This window comes from Rhizobium changzhiense, from assembly GCF_013087625.1.
GTDB lineage: Bacteria > Pseudomonadota > Alphaproteobacteria > Rhizobiales > Rhizobiaceae > Rhizobium > Rhizobium sophorae.
On the sequence record NZ_JABFCQ010000004.1, the window covers coordinates 476897 to 493365 of the forward strand.

Below are 16469 nucleotides of genomic sequence, written 5' to 3' on the forward strand. Positions count from 1 at the left end.
ATATGAGACTGAAGATCAGCCACCTCACCGAATACCGCTACGACGAACCGGCGCAATTCTCGCTGCAACGGCTGCGATTGACGCCACCGACGACATCGGCTCAGAAAGTGCTCGGCTGGGCCCTGAACGTCGAAGGTGCCACGCCGGAAGTCGAATATGACGACCAGTACGGCAATCATGTCAATCTGGTCTCGCTGGAAGGCGAGCAGGATGTGACGCGTATCCTGGCCGAAGGCGAGGTCGAGACGGAGGACAACAACGGCGTCACCGGCCCGCATACCGGCTTCTGCCCGCTTTGGCTCTTCCTGCGCGACACGCCGCTGACCAAGGGCGGCAGGCTGGTGAAGGAACTGATCAAGGGCGTCAGCGGCGACAATGAGCTTTCCCGCATGCATGAGCTGATGGCGGCGATCCACGAGACGGTCGATTATAAGCCCGGCACCAGCAACACCGAGACGACGGCCGAACAGGCGCTGGAGAGGAAGAGCGGCGTCTGCCAGGACCATGCGCACATCTTCATTTCCGCTGCCCGTGCCCTGCAGGTGCCGGCGCGTTATATCTCCGGTTATTTGATGATGGAGGAAAAGATCGAACAGGCCGCGACCCATGCATGGGCCGAGGCCCATATTCCCGGCCTCGGCTGGGTCGGCTTCGATCCCGCCAACGAGATCTGCCCGGATGCCCGTTACATCAGAGTCGCCTCCGGCCTCTGCTATCGCGACGCCGCGCCGATTTCAGGCATGCGCATCGGCACGCCGGGCGAAACGCTGTCGGTCACCGTGAAGGTCGAGGACGGCGGACAGATGCAAAGCCAGAGCCAGAGCTGAGGGCACAGCCCGAAGCCAGGCTGCGCGCCTCCACCCAAAGGCCCTATTCCGCCGCAAGAACCTGAAGGTGGCCGCGCGCACCGTAGCTGAGGATCGCCTGGTCGGCCGTCAGCAACGGTACGCGATGAAAACGGGCTGTGGCAATGATGATGCGGTCGGCGGGGTCGGCATGAAACTGGCCGGGTAGCCGAACACTATCTATCGCGATCGAGGGCTCAATCGGTGCAAGCTGGATTCCGGGCAGAGACAGTGCGCTGTCGAGCCATCGCCCGACATCGTCGCCGAGCGCCAAGCGTCCCTTCTGCACGAGCATCGCGATTTCCCAAGGCGTGATCGCCGAAATCAGGATCCGGCTTTTCTCCGTCATCTCGTCGATGATGCGCCGGGCTTGTGAACCGAGGCGTGCATCGTCCTGCATCGCCCAGACCAGAATATGCGTGTCGATGACGATCAACGGACGGCGTCCCAATCTTCTGCTTCAGCAGCCGGAGACAGCGGATCATCGTAGCGCAATACGCTGCCCTTCATCGCACCGATGATACTCCTGCGTCCGCTGGGGTCAGGTGCCGGCGAAAGTACGGCGACTGGCCTGCCGCGCTTGGTGATGACGATAGATTCGTCGTCTTTCGCCATCTGATCGATAAGGTTCAGGCATTTCGCCTTGAACTCGGCTGCACCGACGGTCTTTGACATCACCATATCTCCTGTACATTTGTACAGAATATAATGCCATTTTTTCATTGAACAAGTGCAAAGAAAAAGGCGGGTGATGCCCGCCTTTTATCGATTTCCAATCCTGGAATTACCTGTCAGTGGCTGTCCTTGCCGACAGCGTTTCCGCGACATCCCTTCAGGAAGTCGAGGTCGGCGCCGGTATCGGCCCCTTCGACATGCTGCTGATGCAGGAAGGCATAGCCTGATTTGGGCAGATCGTGGTTCGGCTGCCATTCGGCAAGCCGTCGCGCCAATTCCTCCTCGGAAATATCGAGATGCAGGCGACGGTTCGGCACATCCAGCTCGATCATGTCGCCGTTTTTCACGACCGCAAGCGGCCCGCCAACGGCTGCTTCCGGAGAGGTGTGCAGCACGACCGTGCCGTAAGCCGTTCCGGACATGCGGGCGTCGGAAATGCGCACCATATCGAGGATGCCCTTCTTCAGCACCTTCGGCGGCAGCCCCATGTTGCCGACTTCGGCCATGCCGGGATAGCCTTTCGGCCCACAGTTCTTCATGACCATGATGCAGGTTTCGTCGATGTCGAGGTTGTCGTCGTTGATCTTCGCCTTGTAGTCGTCGATGTCCTCGAACACGACCGCCCTGCCCCGGTGTACCAGCAGATGCGGCGAAGCCGCCGAAGGCTTCAACACCGCGCCCTTCGGCGCCAGATTGCCGCGCAGCACGACGATGCCGCCCGAAGCTGTCAGCGCCTTTTCGGCCGGCAGGATAACGTCCTCGTTCCAGTTTACGACGTCCTTGACCTCGTCCCAGACGGTTTCGCCGGAGACCGTCAGCGCGTCCTTGTGCAGGAGGCCCGCTTCGCCGAGGCGCTTCAGCACGACAGGCAGACCGCCGGCATAGAAGAACTCTTCCATCAGGTATTTGCCCGACGGCATCAGATTGACGATTGTGGGAACGTCGCGGCCGCAGCGGTCCCAATCGTCAAGCGAAAGATCGATGCCGACACGGCCGGCGATAGCGAGCAGGTGGATGACGGCATTGGTCGATCCGCCGATCGCCGCGTTGGTGCGGATGGCATTCTCGAAGGCTTGCTTCGTCATGATCTCGGAGGGCTTCAGGTCGTCCTTGACCATCTGCACGATACGCCGGCCGGTCAACTGCGCCATGACCTTGCGGCGGGAATCGACGCCCGGGATCGCAGCATTGCCGGAGAGCGCCATACCGAGCGCCTCGGCCATGGAAGCCATGGTAGAGGCAGTACCCATGGTGTTGCAGGTGCCTGACGAACGGCTCATCGAGGCCTCAGCCTCGAGGAATTCGGCCTGCGTCATCTCGCCGGCCTTCACCATCTCGGAAAACTTCCACAGATGCGTGCCCGAGCCGACCCGTTCACCGCGGAAATAGCCGTTCAGCATCGGCCCGCCAGTGACGACGATCGAGGGCAGGTCGCAGGAAGCCGCCCCCATGATAAGCGACGGCGTGGTCTTGTCGCAGCCGACCAGCAGTACGCAGCCATCCATCGGCTGGCCGCGGATCGCCTCTTCCACCGCCAGCGCGGCAAGATTGCGGTACATCATCGCGGTCGGGCGGAAGGTGTTTTCGGATGCCGAGAACACCGGCACCTCAAGCGGGAAGCCGCCAGCCTCCCATACGCCCGCCTTCACCTTCTCGGCGAGCTCCCTCAAATGACCGTTGCACGGGGTCATATCCGACCAGGTGTTGAGGATGCCGATCACCGGCCGGCCGTCGAACAGGTCGTGCGGATAACCCTGGTTTTTAAGCCAGCCGCGGTGATAGATCACGTCGCGGCTCGTACCGCCGTACCATTCCTGCGACCTCAGCCTGCGCGGCCATTCCGCTTTCTTTTTCATTGTCTCTATCCTTCAGGATATCGCCGGACCGCCTGGTACGGCCCGGGTTATCGCACTTGTCTCAAGCCAAGGTGTAGGCGGTCTTGACGGTTGTGTAGAATTCGGCGGCGTACTTGCCCTGCTCGCGCGGGCCGTAGGAAGAGCCCTTGCGGCCGCCGAACGGCACGTGGAAATCGACGCCTGCCGTCGGGAGGTTGACCATCACCATGCCGGCCTCGGAATTGCGCTTGAAGTGCGTGGCATGTTTCAGGCTGGTCGTGGCGATGCCGGCCGAAAGGCCGAACGGCGTGTCGTTGGCCGTCGCCAGCGCCTCGTCGTAATCCTTGACTCGGATCACCGAGACCACAGGTCCGAAGATCTCCTCGCGCGAAATGCGCATCTGGTTGGTCGCTTCGGTGAACAGCGTCGGCTGCAGGTAGAAGCCGGGTGTGTCGCGCGAGATGACCTCGCCGCCGAAGGCGAGTTTGGCGCCTTCCGACTTGCCGATCTCGATATAGTCGGTATCGGTCTTCAGCTGCCGCTCATCGACGACGGGACCGATATGGGTGCCGGCCTTCAGTGCGTTGTCGACGACCAGCGTCTTCAGCTTGTCGGTCAGTGCTGCGACGAACTTGTCGTGAATGCCCTCGGTGACGATCAGGCGCGAGGAAGCGGTGCAGCGCTGGCCCGTGGAGAAGAAGCCGGAATTGGCGGCCGCCTCGACGGCGACGTTGAGATCGGCATCGTCGAGCACGACCATCGGGTTCTTGCCGCCCATTTCCAGCTGGAACTTGCGGTTATGCTCGATGGAGGCGGCGGCGACGCGCCTGCCGGTGCCGGTGGAACCGGTAAACGTGATGCCGTGAACGTCGGGGCTTTCGAGCATGGCCTGGCCGACGACCGAGCCTTTGCCCATGACGAGGTTCAGCACGCCCTTCGGCAGGCCGGCGCGATGGAGGATATCGACGATCGCCCAGGAACAGGCGGGCACCAGTTCGGCCGGCTTGAAGACGATGGTGTTACCGTAGCAGAGCGCTGGCGCGATCTTCCAAGCGGGAATGGCGATCGGGAAGTTCCACGGCGTGATGATGCCGATGACGCCGAGCGCCTCGCGGGTGATCTCGACCCCGATATTCGGGCGAACCGAGGGGATGACCTCACCGGCCAGCCGCAGCGCCTCACCGGCGAAAAATTCGAAGATCTGCGACGCGCGGATGACTTCGCCGGTGGCTTCCGGCAGCGTCTTGCCTTCTTCGCGAGCCAGCAGCGCACCCAGCTCATCCTTGCGCGCCATGATCTCGTCGCCGGCCTTTTTCAGGATGACGTGACGCTCCCAGATGCCCGAGCGCGACCAGGCCGGGAAGGCAGCCTTGGCGGCAGCGATGGCGTTTTTCGTGTCATCTGCGCTGCCGTCGGCATAGAGGCCGACGACCTCATTCGTATCCGACGGGTTGATGTTCTTCGTCGCGTTCGAGCCGACCCATTCGCCGGCGATCAGATTTTGATAAATGGTCATGGGCTTAACAAGCCTCCTTTACCGTTTACGAGCAAAAAGCCGGCCGCCGAATGCGGCCAGGTCTTGAATTCAGAGCTGCCTGACGGCGATCTCTTCCTCGGCGGCCACCTTCAGCGGATTGCGGAGCGCCAGGCCGAATTCGGCGACTTCGATCTCGAAGACGTCGCCCTCTTCGGTCTTGACGCCGTCGGCAAAGGAAAGGGTTGCCGTGCCGAACATATGGACATGAACATCGCCTGGAACACGGAAGATGCCGTATTTGAAATGGTGATATTCCAGATTGGCGAAGGTGTGCGACATGTTCGCTTCACCGGACAGAAACGGCTTTTCGAAGATCACCTTGTCCCCGCGCTTGATGCGCGAGGTGCCGCGAATATCCTCCGGGGCCGCGCCGACGCGGATTTCCGGGCCGAAGCTGGCCGGGCGCAGCTTCGAATGGGCGAGATAGAGATAGTTGATCCGCTCGGTGACGTGATCGGAAAATTCGTTCGACAGCGCAAAACCGATACGGAAGGGCGAGCCGTCCTTGGCGATCACGTAAATGCCAGCCATCTCCGGCTCTTCGCCGCCGTCGAGCGCGAAAGAAGGCGAGATGAGCGGTGCGCCGGGGGCTGCGGCGCCATAGCCGTTGCCCTTGTAGAACCATTCGGGCTGGACGCCTTTTTCGCCGGCCTTCGGCTTGCCGTTCTCGAGGCCCATCTTGAACATCTTCATCGAGTCCGTCAGGGTTTCCTCGGCGGCTTCGGTGGTCTTCTTGTGCATGGAATCCCGCGTTGCCGCCGATCCCAGATGCGTCAGGCCGGTGCCCGTCAGATGCAGATGCGCCGCGTCAGGATGGGTGATCGGCGGAAGGAAGCGGCCTTCCGCATAGGCCTTTTCAAGATCGACGGCATCGCCGTAGCCATGCGCTTCGATGACCGAGGCAAGAGACTTGCCGCCGTCAGCGGCCTCCATCGCCAGCGCGTAGACGCTGACGGCGTTCTTGACCGACCTTGCAGCGCCGCCCTGCTCACGCACGGCGACGATGATCTCTCCGTTTGCACCCTTGATCTGTGAAATAAGCACGTCTTCGATCCTTCTCGTTTCAGCGAAGACAGGAAAAAGCTCCGCCTGTCCGGCTCCATCAGGAGCCGGAATCTATCATTCATAGGACTGCGAATGCCTGGCTGGCGCGCTTTGAGGCGCTCAGCCCTTGTTCTTGTTGTAAACGTCGAAGAACACTGCGGCGAGAAGCACGAGGCCCTTCACCATCTGCTGGAAGTCGATGCCGAGCCCGACGATCGACATCCCGTTATTCATGACACCCATGATGAACGCGCCGATGACCGCACCGGTGATCTTGCCGACGCCGCCGGACGCCGAGGCGCCGCCGATGAAGCAGGCCGCAATGACGTCGAGCTCGAAACCGACGCCGGCCTTCGGCGTTGCCGAGTTCAGGCGAAGCGCGATGATCATGCCGGCAAGGCCTGCAAGAACGCCCATATTGACGAAGGTGTAGAAGCTCAGCCGCTCGGTATTGATACCTGAAAGCTTGGTCGCCTTCGAATTGCCGCCCATGGCATAGATGCGACGGCCGATCGTGGTCCGGCGGGTGATGAAGGCGTAGATCGCAATCAGCACCAGCATGACGACGAGAACGTTCGGCAGGCCCTTATAGGTGGAGAGCAGATAGCCAATCCACAGGATGGCGAGCGAAACGATCAGGTTCTGGACGATGAAGAAGCCCATCGGCTCGACATCGATCCCGTGGTCTTCGTTCACCTTGCGGCGGCGCCAGGCGAGGTAGAAGAGGATGACAGGCAGGATCACGGTCAGGATCAGCGAGGTCGACTGCACGGGTGTGCCGGCAATGTCGATCATGTCGCCCGGCAGGAAGCCGGTGCTGATAACCTGGAACTCCTTCGGGAACGGACCGATGTTCTTGCCGTTCAGGACCGTCAGCGTCAGGCCGCGGAAAACAAGCATGCCGGCAAGCGTCACGATGAACGACGGAATGCGGTGATAGGCGATGAAATAGCCCTGCGCCGCGCCGATGATGCCGCCCACGATCAGGCAGATCAGGCCGGCAAGCCAGAAGTTCATGCCCCATGACACGGTGAAGATCGCCGCGAGCGCGCCGACGAAGGCGACGATCGAACCCACCGACAGGTCGATATGGCCGGCGACGATGACGAGCAGCATGCCGAGCGCCATGATGACGATGAAGGAGTTCTGTAGAACAAGGTTCGTCAGGTTGACCGGCTTGAAGAGAATGCCGCCGGTATAAAACTGGAAGAACACCATGATCGCGACAAGTGCGATGAGCATGCCGTATTCACGAATATTGCCGCGGATATAATCGGCAACGGAAACGACGTTGCTGTGTTCGGTTGTCGGGTTGACCGGAGTCATTGTCTCTTCTCCCCTGAGCGCATGATAGCGCGCATGATAGTTTCCTGGCTTGCTTCTCCCTTCGGCAATTCCGCGACGATGCGTCCTTCGTTCATCACGTAGATGCGGTCACATGTGCCAAGAAGTTCAGGCATTTCCGATGAGATCATCAGAACGCCCTTTCCATCGGCGGCAAGCTGGTTGATGATAGTATAGATTTCGTACTTTGCGCCAACGTCGATGCCGCGGGTCGGCTCGTCGAGGATCAAAATATCGGGATCGGAAAACAACCACTTCGACAGCACGACCTTCTGCTGGTTGCCGCCCGAAAGATTGACCGTTTCCTGGAAGACGCCGGAGGAGCGGATGCGCAGCTTCGACCGGTAATCGGTCGCGACCTTCATCTCCTTGATGTCGTCGATGACGCTATTGCTCGAAATCCCGTCGAGGTTGGCAAGCGTCGTATTGTGCAGAATGCTGTCGCTGAGCACGAGACCGAGTTGCTTGCGGTCCTCGGTGACATAGGCAAGACCGGCGTCGATCGCCTTGCGCACAGTGCTGACATCGACAGCCTTGCCATTGACGAAGACCTCGCCGCTGACTTTGTGGCCATAGGATTTGCCGAAGACGCTCATCGCGAATTCGGTGCGGCCGGCACCCATCAGACCGGCAATGCCAACGACCTCGCCCTTGCGGACGTTGACGTTGATGTCGTGCAGCACCTGGCGGTCGCGGTGCTGCTGGTGATAGGCATTCCAGTTCTTCACTTCGAAGATCGTCTCGCCGATCGGCACCGAGCGCGGCGGATAACGGTCGGCCAGATCTCGGCCCACCATGTTCTTGATGATGATGTCTTCGCTGATCTCGTCCGTGTGACAGTCGAGCGTCTTGACGGTCATACCGTCGCGCAGGACCGTGATCTGGTCGGCGACCTTCCGGATCTCGTTCAGCTTGTGGGAAATGATGATCGAAGTGATGCCCTGATTGCGGAACTCGATCAGCAGATTGAGCAGCGCGTCCGAGTCCTTCTCATTGAGGGAAGCAGTAGGCTCGTCGAGGATGAGCAGCTTCACGCTCTTCGACAGTGCCTTGGCGATCTCGACGAGCTGCTGCTTGCCGACGCCGATGTCGGTGACCAGCGTGTTCGGAGATTCCCGCAGGCCCACCTTGGTGAGCAGCTTCTTCGTGCGGTTGAAAGTCTCTTCCCAGCTGATGACGCCGTTCTTGGCATTCTCGTTGCCGAGGAAGATGTTTTCGCCGATCGATAGCAGCGGCACCAGCGCCAGCTCCTGGTGGATGATGACGATGCCGATTTCTTCGGAATCCTTCAGGACCTTGAAGTTGCGCGTCTCGCCTTCATAGACGATGTCGCCTTCATAGCTTCCTGTCGGATAGACGCCTGATAGCACTTTCATCAGGGTCGATTTGCCGGCCCCGTTTTCGCCCACCAATGCGTGGATCTCACCCTGGCGAACCTTGAGGTTCACGTTCTCCAGCGCCTTGACGCCCGGGAACGTCTTGGTGATGCTCCGCATTTCGAGGATGGTATTGTCCATAGTCAAAGTTCCAGCGCCTCCAGCCGTCGAGCGGCCAGGCGATCATAAAATCGAAGACCGGAACCCGCAAGCGCGGGTTCCGGTCCCTCTCATTACTTCAGCTTGTCTTCGGTGTAGTAACCGCCGTCGACGAGGATCTGCTTGTAGTTGGTCTTATCGACGGCAACCGGCTTCAGCAGATAGGACGGAACGATCTTGACGCCGTTGTCGTAAGTCTTCGTGTCGTTGACCTCGGGCTCCTTGCCGGACATGACGGCATCGACCATGGCAACGGTTACCTTGGCGAGTTCGCGGGTGTCCTTGAAGACCGTCGAGTGCTGTTCGCCAGCAATGATCGACTTGACCGACGGAACTTCAGCGTCCTGACCGGAAACAACCGGAAGCGGCTGGTCCGGAGTGCCGTAGCCGACGCCCTTCAGCGACGAGATGATGCCGATCGACAGACCGTCATAGGGAGACAGGACGGCATCGACCTTGGCGTCGGTGTAGTTCGCCGAGAGCAGGTTGTCCATGCGGGCCTGGGCCGTTGCAGCGTCCCAACGCAGCGTGCCGACCTTGTCCATGCCGGTCTGGCCGGACTTCACGACGAGCTTGCCGCTGTCGATGTAAGGCTGCAGGACCGACATTGCGCCGTCATAGAAGAAGAAAGCGTTGTTGTCGTCAGGCGAGCCGCCGAACAGTTCGATGTTGAACGGGCCCTTGCCATCCTTGAGGCCGAGGGCGTCGACGATGGAGCCAGCCTGCAGAACGCCGACCTGGAAGTTGTCGAAGGTGGCGTAGTAGTCGACGTTGGCCGAGTCGCGGATCAGGCGGTCGTATGCGATCACCTTGATGTTGGCGTCATGAGCCTTCTGGAGGACGTCGGAAAGCGTCGTGCCGTCGATCGAAGCGATGACGAGGACCTTGGCGCCCTTGGTGACCATGTTTTCGATCTGCGAAAGCTGGTTCGGAATATCGTCGTCAGCATACTGCAGGTCGGTCTTGTAGCCAGCGGCCTCGAGCTGCTTGACGATGTTGTTGCCGTCGTCGATCCAGCGAGCCGAAGACTTCGTCGGCATTGCGATACCGACAAGCCCCTTGTCCTGCGCCATTGCCGGCATAACGAACGAAGCGACGCCGAAGGCAGCCGCAGCCATCAATGAGATAATGGATTTCATTTCTCTCTCCCTTGTTAATAGAGCAGCAGACGAAAAATCGCCCGCCCCGAAACTGTGGCAGGTTCCGTATTGGATAGTTACTTCAGATGGTGAGAAACGAAGTAGGTCTCCTCCACGATCTCACACGTGTTGAGTGCCAACCAGCACACGGCGGCAAACTGGTATGGATTCCTATAACTGTCAAATAGAATAACTGGTAATATGCATAACAATTTTGGTATATCGTTAAAAAGTATTACTTTTGATGGAGCGCAGTGAGGAGGCTGCAACCATGACGATTGTTTCCGAGCCATTTTCGATGGATCACGTCGATATCCACAGCGATAATTTCGGCGATGACAGCCTGTTACGCGCAGGACTTAAGCTGAATCACCTGCGTATGATCGTCGCAATCGAAGATAGCGGACAGATTTCCGCCGCAGCCGACGTTCTGAACATTTCGCAGCCCGCCGCATCGCGCATGTTGTCCGAAATGGAATCGATCACCAAGACGTCGCTCTATGAGCGCGTGGCCCGCGGCGTCGTGCTGACGACCTTCGGCGCAGCGCTTGCCCGAAGGGCTCGGAAGATCCTCCTGGAGCTGCGCGAGGCGAGCCGCGAGATCGGTGAATTGAAAAGCGGCAAGGGCGGCTCGGTCTTCATCGGCGCAGTGACGGCGCCGGCCATGAGCCTCGTCGTGCCGGCAATCAACAAAGTGCGCAAGGCCTATCCCGGCATTGAGATCAACATCCAGGTGGAGACGAGCAACGTGCTTGCTCGCGAGCTGCTCGCCGCCCGCCATGACTTCATCATCGGCCGCATTCCCGATGATCTCAATCCGCGCCTCTTCGAGGTGAAGGAGATCGGCATCGAGCGCGCCTGCCTGATCGTGCGCAACCGCCATCCGCTCATGAAGCAGAAGACGAGCAGCCTCGCCGACGTCAGGGATTACGACTGGGTGTTCCAGCCGCCGGGCACCCTGCTGCGCCGCACGATCGAGGACGTCTTCCTGTCGCGCGGCGTGGCGCTGCCCGAAAACATCGTCAACACCTCCTCGCTGCTTTTGACCTGCGCCATCATTTGCGAAACCGATGCGATCGCTCCCGTCGCCGTCGATGTCGCCCAGTTCCTTGCCAGCCAGGGCTCGAATGCCTCTGATGTGCGCATGCTGCCGATCGATTTCGACATCAACGTCAAGCCCTACAGCATGATCACCGCCAGGGAACGGGCGCTGCCGCCGAGTGCAAGGCTGCTCTACGACATCATCCTCGAGGAGAGCCGCAAGCAGGCCGGCTGACGACACCCGCAAGCCCGGCGCCATCTTGTCCGTCTTTAATCTACGCATCGAAAGGGAGGCGGATGCTGTTCGGACAGTCGGTATTTCAATCAGTCCTCGAGCGGCTAAAGGCGGAGGACGGGACGGACGAGGACGCCCAGGCGCCAGCGGCCCACCGAGTTCCCGGCCTCGGCACCGGGCTTGCCTTCGACGTCATGGAAGGTGTCTCGGCCGCCTCACAACGTGTCGGCCAGGCCTATTTCGACAATCTGGATCTCGATCCCGCCGCCGCGATCGCGGAGGAACCGGCGGCTGCGCCTCCGCCCGAGCCCGTCATGCCGGACCATCTCGCCCGCATCGCTCCCGAAGAGATCGCCGCGGAACTGGCGATCGCTGCCGCCGATACCCAACAGACGCTGAACGAGAAACGGCGCGCCTTTGCCAAGGCCAATCATCCTGATGGCGTCGCAGAGCCTTTCCGCAACAATGCCAACAGGCGCATGATGATCGCCAATCTGCTGATCGACGAGGCGATGCGCCGCCTGCCGCACAGCTGAAGCTTTCTCGAACGCAGGCAATGTTTCGAGGCTTTGGAAGAGCCGCCGTTTCCGGCTCGATTCGCGAAGTCTATATGGGCTGTTTTTCCTGCGATTCAACCGGTGCCCCTGATACTCAGTTTGATTCTTTCGCGTTCGGGTAGCAGATAAATCCTCCGCTTTTTGGTACCGGCAACAGCGCATTTCGGGACCCCAATAGACCATGCCTACCCCCTTTTCGGTAGGACCTAGCGCAATTTAGCGGAATGGAATGCGATACAACCCAGTGTAACATAGGGTGGTGTAAATATTTTCAGGAGAGCGCCGACATGTCATCTACGGAAGATCCGAAGCTACCACGCAACACTGCGCGCAGACATTTTCTAGGTGTAGCCGCAGCCGCCGGAGCTCGTCTTGCCGGCGTGGCCGCCTTGGCCACAGCAATTACCACCTCTCCGGCCAACGCGCTGGGGCGGCTTTGGGGACGGGGCGGCTCCGGTGGACACGGAGGCTCTGGCGGGAGCGGTGGCTCAGGCGGAAGTGGTGGCTCCAGTGGCGGCAGCGGCAGCGGCCCGCAATGTTTCCTGCGGGGAACGGCGATCCTCACGGATTGCGGTGAGAAGCCCGTCGAGGATCTGCGCATCGGCGATCGCGTTGCCCTTCCTGACGGTAGCACCCGTCTGGTAAAGTGGGTCGGCCGCCAAAGCTTCAAGAAGAGCGGCGCGCGCTGGCACAAGGACGTCGTGCCGATCCGGGTTTCCCGCTACGCGCTGGACGGGCACACACCTCATTCGGATCTCTATCTGTCGCCTGGCCATGCGCTGTACCTAAATGGCATTCTGATCCAGGTGAAGGATCTCGTGAACGGCACGACGATCGCATCGGTCACTCCCGCCGCCGACGCATCGATCGAGTACTATGCAGTCATGCTCGATACGCACGAAGTTATCCTTGCCGAAGGTGCTGCGGCCGAGTCCTTCCATCTGAAGAACAGCAATCACGAGAACTTCAGCAATTTTGCAGAGTACCAGCGTCTCTATGGTGAGGAACGCATCGTGATGACATCCTTTGCGCCGTTGCTGGGAGGTGGCCGGTCACATTTGAAAGCGCTTCTCCTGCTCGGTGTTTCGCCGCTGGTACCGGTGCGCGATCCATTCGGGGATGTCTGCGAAAAGATCGACGCGCAAGCCAAGGAACTGTCACTCTGACAGGACGGGAATGCGCCGGGGATCGGGCTGGCGGCGCGCGAAGCCGTGCGTCGGTTTTGCGATAGGATCAAACAAAGACGTCAAGCGTGGCGCGCATCGGAAAGATCGCGGCACGCTTCGATTATTCAGCCTTCTTCTCTTCGGCTTTCTTCTCTTCGTCTGCTGCCGGCTCGTCCCCGTCCGTGTCATCGGGTGTGACGACTGCCGCCGTCTCCGGCGGCTGCGGCTTGAAGGTCCAGAACAATATATAGAAGGAATAGGCGCCCGCCCCGCCCGCGAGCACGCCCCAGAACGGATCGCCGGTGGTGAACTCGACCGCGGCCCAGCCGAAGCAGACGGCGACGATGGCAATTCGCACCCAAAGATGACGATATGCCGGATGGTTCGGATCGATGAGTTGCATTCCTGCCCCGCGGTCGCATTTGTCGCACTGCCTTCGGCCCGTGCCGCGATTGTCTCTAGAGCTTTTCCTGGTCAGATTAAAGTATTCTCTTGGCTGAAAGGCCGGGCATCTTTCCGCCAGGTCAGAGGCGATCGGCTCTGCTCAGGCCAAAACCTGCTCCGGCAGAATACTTCAATCCGACCAGGAAGGGCTCTGGTTCGAATCTTGCAAATGTGAAAGATCCGCGGGCTTGACGCGGTCCACAGAAGATGGAATGAAAATTCCAGAATTTTAGCAATTCGGTTTATTTGTTCCGAATTCAAGGGAGGTTAGAATGACAGTGAGATTTGGTCTGCTCGGCGCCGGCCGCATCGGTAAGGTCCATGCAAAAGCCGTCAGCGGCGATGCCAATGCGACGCTCGTCGCGGTCGCAGACGCCTTTCCGCAGGCAGCTGAAGCAATCGCCTCCGCCTATGGCTGCGAGGTCCGCACCATCGAGGCGATCGAGGCAGCCAAGGATATCGACGCCGTCGTCATCTGCACGCCGACGGATACCCATGCCGACCTGATCGAGCGCTTCGCCCGCGCCGGCAAGGCGATCTTCTGCGAAAAGCCGATCGATCTCGACGTCGCCCGCGTCAAGGCCTGCATCAAGGTGGTGGAAGAGACCGGCGCCAAGCTGATGGTCGGCTTCAACCGCCGCTTCGACCCGCATTTCATGGCAGTGCGCAAAGTCATCGACGAAGGCAAGATCGGCGATGTCGAGATGGTGACGATCACCTCGCGCGATCCCGGCGCCCCGCCCGTGGATTACATCAAGCGCTCGGGCGGCATCTTCCGCGACATGACGATCCACGATTTCGACATGGCCCGCTTCCTGCTCGGCGAGGAGCCGGTCTCGGTGCTGGCGACCGCCGCCGTGCTCGTCGACAAAGCGATCGGCGAAGCCGGCGACTATGACAGTGTCTCGGTGATCCTGCAGACGAAATCCGGCAAGCAGGCCGTCATCTCGAACTCCCGCCGCGCCACCTACGGCTATGACCAGCGCATCGAGGTCCATGGTTCCGAGGGCCTGGTCTCGGCCGAAAACCAGCGCCCTGTTTCGATCGAGGTCGCAAACGGCGATGGCTATACCCGCCCGCCGCTGCATGATTTCTTCATGACCCGTTATACCGAAGCCTATGCCAACGAGATTGCCGGCTTCATCGCCGCGATCGAAAAGGGCACCAAGATCTCTCCATCAGGCGCCGATGGTCTCGCAGCGCTGGCACTCGCCGATGCCGCGGTCCAGTCCGTCAAGGAAGGCAAGCTTATCAAGATCGGCTGACTGCCCTCTCCCGACCGGAAGCCATGCATGAGATGGCCGGGCTCCTGCCCGGCCATTTCGCGTTTCAGAGATCCTTTGGTGAACGGTGTGCCGCGACGCCCCCCTCTGGCCTGCCGGCCATCTCCCCCACAGGTGGGGAGATTGGCTGGCTGCACCGGCTTCCCCAAACAATCAGCGTCGCAACACAGCAAAACGATAGATGAGCAGGAAGGTAGGCCACTTGTGATCTCCCCACCTGTGGGGGAGATGGCCGGCAGGCCAGAGGGGGGCTGGCACGGCACACCCCTCAAAGTCGCATACTACCGACTGGCCGGTTGCTGCTGCAATCACCAGACGTCGATTGAAAGAAACCCTCAACCCGATTCCTGAATAATCGTCGATGCCTGGATTCCCTGAACACCCGAGAGAACGATATCCTCGTCGATCACCGACAGCGCCCGGTTCAGATGTCCTTCGAAGACGAGGATCTGCTCGTCGGCCACCACCCTGATCTCGGGCATGCCTTCCATGCGCACGATATGCGACTGCCCCAGACCTTCTTCGATCCCTTGCCGAAGAAGGTCGTAATAGCGCGTGCCCGGCCCGGTGATGGCGATCGGCATGCGCTCCGTCAGGCTCAGCATGCGCGACAGGCCATTGCCGAGCGCCAGCCCCGCCTGGCGAAAGGCGAAGGCGGGGACGCGATGGCCCTGGCGGGCCTTTGCGGCGATCTTGTCGAGTTCCGCCACCGGCACGAACTTTGCCGGAATCGTATCGAGCGGCACTTCGAAGGCGCTGCGCAGGATCGCGTAGAAACCGGCATAAGCCTCGATGCAGCCGCGCGTGCCGCAGCGGCAGAGCCCGCCATTGGCCATGTGCAGCATGTGCCCGAAATTGGGCGCCGATATCTCCTGGCCTGTCTGGTTCCCGCGCCTGACGATTCCGAGCCCGACGCTGTGGCCGAGCGAAAGGGCTGCGAGCGCGCGGAAATCGGCGCCCTTCACGATCTCTTCACGCGCGCCGAGTGCTGCCGCGACCAGCAGCGTCTCGTTGTCGAGGATCACCTTGGCCTGCCATTCCGGCCGGAGCGCTGATTCGAAATCGATCTGGTCGCTGCCGAAGATCGGCGACCAGACGAGAACCGGCTCGGTGGAATTGACCAGCCCCTTGCTGCTGATCGAGATCAGCAGCACCTTTTCTTGGCGGATTTTCGAACGATCGAGAACACGCGAAAGCCCGGCCCGCACCGCCGCCACGAAGCGGACGGCGCCTGACGGATCATGCGAACGCTCCTCGCTGAAGCGGTCGATCAGCTTGCCGGCATAATCGACCAGCGAATATTGAACCGCATCCGAAGAAATGATGACGACGATGAGATAGCCGCAATCGCGCCGCTGGCGCAGCAGCACACGCGGCCGGCCGCGGCCGCTTGCCGGCTGCTGTTCCGATTTTTCGATGATCTGGGCTTTTTCCAGCTCAGTGGTGATCGCCGAGATGGTGGCCGATGACAGCCCTGTGGAATCGGATATTTCGGTATGGGCGAGCGCACCGTGGCGGCGCAGCACGGACAGCACGAGCACGCTGTTTCTCTGCCGGACCAGCTCCGTGCTCGACTTGGTCAGCATGAATGCCGCCCTCTCCTCCTGCTTATCCTACCCCGGTTTTCACTGCATCTCCGGCCGCCGTTCCGCAAGCGAATTAAGCCGGCAGTGCAGTGTTGACAGTTGAAAAAATCTCTGACACTAAATTTCTCGACTGTCGAGAAAAAAATCCGAACCTTTCTCGACAGCTATTCGCGGTGGCCGGAGGAAGCATGGGCTGGGCCGGT

At 60.4% G+C, this 16469-nt stretch carries 15 protein-coding genes; 5 read left to right on the forward strand and 10 right to left on the reverse strand.

Translation table 11 applies throughout. From position 1 onward, the window contains the following. Positions 1-2 precede the first annotated feature (2 nt). Positions 3-827, forward strand: coding sequence for a transglutaminase family protein (locus G9X68_RS22480; RefSeq protein ID WP_171604287.1), 825 nt, complete (start codon positions 3-5; stop codon positions 825-827). A 43-nt stretch (positions 828-870) separates the two neighbouring features. On the opposite strand, the gene G9X68_RS22485 is transcribed toward G9X68_RS22480, so the two are convergent. The 8 genes from G9X68_RS22485 to chvE all read right to left on the reverse strand — a co-directional run bounded on the left by G9X68_RS22485 (position 871) and on the right by chvE (position 9954). Further along, positions 871-1281, reverse strand: a complete 411-nt coding sequence (locus tag G9X68_RS22485) for a type II toxin-antitoxin system VapC family toxin (protein WP_171604288.1) — start codon at positions 1279-1281, stop codon at positions 871-873. Beyond that, positions 1278-1520 carry a type II toxin-antitoxin system Phd/YefM family antitoxin gene (locus G9X68_RS22490; protein WP_171604289.1) on the reverse strand — a complete coding sequence of 81 codons (243 nt, stop codon included), beginning with the start codon at positions 1518-1520 and terminating at the stop codon, positions 1278-1280. Before G9X68_RS22490 ends, G9X68_RS22485 begins: the two co-directional genes overlap by 4 nt. Before the next feature lie 116 nt (positions 1521-1636). Further along, on the reverse strand, positions 1637-3376 hold the full coding sequence (gene araD, locus G9X68_RS22495) for an L-arabinonate dehydratase (protein WP_171604290.1): 1740 nt from the start codon (positions 3374-3376) through the stop codon (positions 1637-1639). A 61-nt stretch (positions 3377-3437) separates the two neighbouring features. After that, positions 3438-4871: an aldehyde dehydrogenase family protein gene (locus G9X68_RS22500; protein ID WP_171604291.1), complete on the reverse strand. Its 1434-nt coding sequence runs from the start codon at positions 4869-4871 to the stop codon at positions 3438-3440. 69 nt (positions 4872-4940) lie between these two features. Beyond that, entirely contained in the window at positions 4941-5936 is a 996-nt protein-coding gene (gene araD1, locus G9X68_RS22505) for an AraD1 family protein (protein ID WP_129421651.1), read from the reverse strand. Positions 5937-6056: 120 nt separating this feature from the next. After that, complete coding sequence (mmsB, locus tag G9X68_RS22510) at positions 6057-7262, reverse strand: multiple monosaccharide ABC transporter permease (protein WP_171604292.1); 1206 nt, start codon at positions 7260-7262, stop codon at positions 6057-6059. Continuing rightward, on the reverse strand, positions 7259-8797 hold the full coding sequence (mmsA, locus tag G9X68_RS22515; RefSeq protein WP_168309428.1) for a multiple monosaccharide ABC transporter ATP-binding protein: 1539 nt from the start codon (positions 8795-8797) through the stop codon (positions 7259-7261). The genes mmsB and mmsA overlap by 4 nt, the downstream gene beginning before the upstream one ends. A 92-nt stretch (positions 8798-8889) precedes the next feature. Beyond that, the gene (gene chvE / locus G9X68_RS22520; protein WP_020051228.1) at positions 8890-9954 is read right to left on the reverse strand and encodes a multiple monosaccharide ABC transporter substrate-binding protein; all 1065 of its coding nucleotides are present in this window, start codon (positions 9952-9954) and stop codon (positions 8890-8892) included. A 271-nt stretch (positions 9955-10225) separates the two neighbouring features. Here chvE and G9X68_RS22525 point away from each other — a divergent pair, with 271 nt between their 5' ends. From G9X68_RS22525 to G9X68_RS22535, 3 genes are all read left to right on the forward strand, one after another. Beyond that, complete coding sequence (locus G9X68_RS22525) at positions 10226-11230, forward strand: LysR family transcriptional regulator (protein WP_171604293.1); 1005 nt, start codon at positions 10226-10228, stop codon at positions 11228-11230. 62 nt (positions 11231-11292) lie between these two features. Beyond that, positions 11293-11766: a hypothetical protein gene (locus G9X68_RS22530; protein ID WP_171604294.1), complete on the forward strand. Its 474-nt coding sequence runs from the start codon at positions 11293-11295 to the stop codon at positions 11764-11766. A gap of 308 nt (positions 11767-12074) precedes the next feature. After that, the gene (locus G9X68_RS22535) at positions 12075-12953 is read left to right on the forward strand and encodes a Hint domain-containing protein (protein WP_171604295.1); all 879 of its coding nucleotides are present in this window, start codon (positions 12075-12077) and stop codon (positions 12951-12953) included. 121 nt (positions 12954-13074) lie between these two features. Here the strand turns inward: G9X68_RS22535 and G9X68_RS22540 are convergent, their stop codons facing one another. Further along, a complete protein-coding gene (locus G9X68_RS22540; RefSeq protein ID WP_171604296.1) occupies positions 13075-13356 on the reverse strand; it encodes a hypothetical protein in 282 nt (93 codons plus the stop codon). A gap of 313 nt (positions 13357-13669) precedes the next feature. Here G9X68_RS22540 and iolG point away from each other — a divergent pair, with 313 nt between their 5' ends. Next, entirely contained in the window at positions 13670-14662 is a 993-nt protein-coding gene (gene iolG / locus G9X68_RS22545) for an inositol 2-dehydrogenase (RefSeq protein WP_171604297.1), read from the forward strand. A 353-nt stretch (positions 14663-15015) separates the two neighbouring features. Here iolG and G9X68_RS22550 read toward each other — a convergent pair whose 3' ends face one another. Further along, a complete protein-coding gene (locus G9X68_RS22550; protein WP_171604298.1) occupies positions 15016-16266 on the reverse strand; it encodes an ROK family transcriptional regulator in 1251 nt (416 codons plus the stop codon). Positions 16267-16469: the final 203 nt, after the last annotated feature.

Coding starts and splice junctions, on each gene's coding strand:
- G9X68_RS22480 (WP_171604287.1), top strand. CDS start 3: ATGAGACTGAAGATCAGCCACCTCACCGAATACCGCTACGACGAACCG.
- G9X68_RS22490 (WP_171604289.1), bottom strand. CDS start 1,520: ATGTCAAAGACCGTCGGTGCAGCCGAGTTCAAGGCGAAATGCCTGAAC.
- araD (WP_171604290.1), bottom strand. CDS start 3,376: ATGAAAAAGAAAGCGGAATGGCCGCGCAGGCTGAGGTCGCAGGAATGG.
- G9X68_RS22500 (WP_171604291.1), bottom strand. CDS start 4,871: ATGACCATTTATCAAAATCTGATCGCCGGCGAATGGGTCGGCTCGAAC.
- mmsB (WP_171604292.1), bottom strand. CDS start 7,262: ATGACTCCGGTCAACCCGACAACCGAACACAGCAACGTCGTTTCCGTT.
- mmsA (WP_168309428.1), bottom strand. CDS start 8,797: ATGGACAATACCATCCTCGAAATGCGGAGCATCACCAAGACGTTCCCG.
- chvE (WP_020051228.1), bottom strand. CDS start 9,954: ATGAAATCCATTATCTCATTGATGGCTGCGGCTGCCTTCGGCGTCGCT.
- G9X68_RS22525 (WP_171604293.1), top strand. CDS start 10,226: ATGACGATTGTTTCCGAGCCATTTTCGATGGATCACGTCGATATCCAC.
- G9X68_RS22530 (WP_171604294.1), top strand. CDS start 11,293: ATGCTGTTCGGACAGTCGGTATTTCAATCAGTCCTCGAGCGGCTAAAG.
- G9X68_RS22535 (WP_171604295.1), top strand. CDS start 12,075: ATGTCATCTACGGAAGATCCGAAGCTACCACGCAACACTGCGCGCAGA.
- G9X68_RS22540 (WP_171604296.1), bottom strand. CDS start 13,356: ATGCAACTCATCGATCCGAACCATCCGGCATATCGTCATCTTTGGGTG.
- iolG (WP_171604297.1), top strand. CDS start 13,670: ATGACAGTGAGATTTGGTCTGCTCGGCGCCGGCCGCATCGGTAAGGTC.
- G9X68_RS22550 (WP_171604298.1), bottom strand. CDS start 16,266: ATGCTGACCAAGTCGAGCACGGAGCTGGTCCGGCAGAGAAACAGCGTG.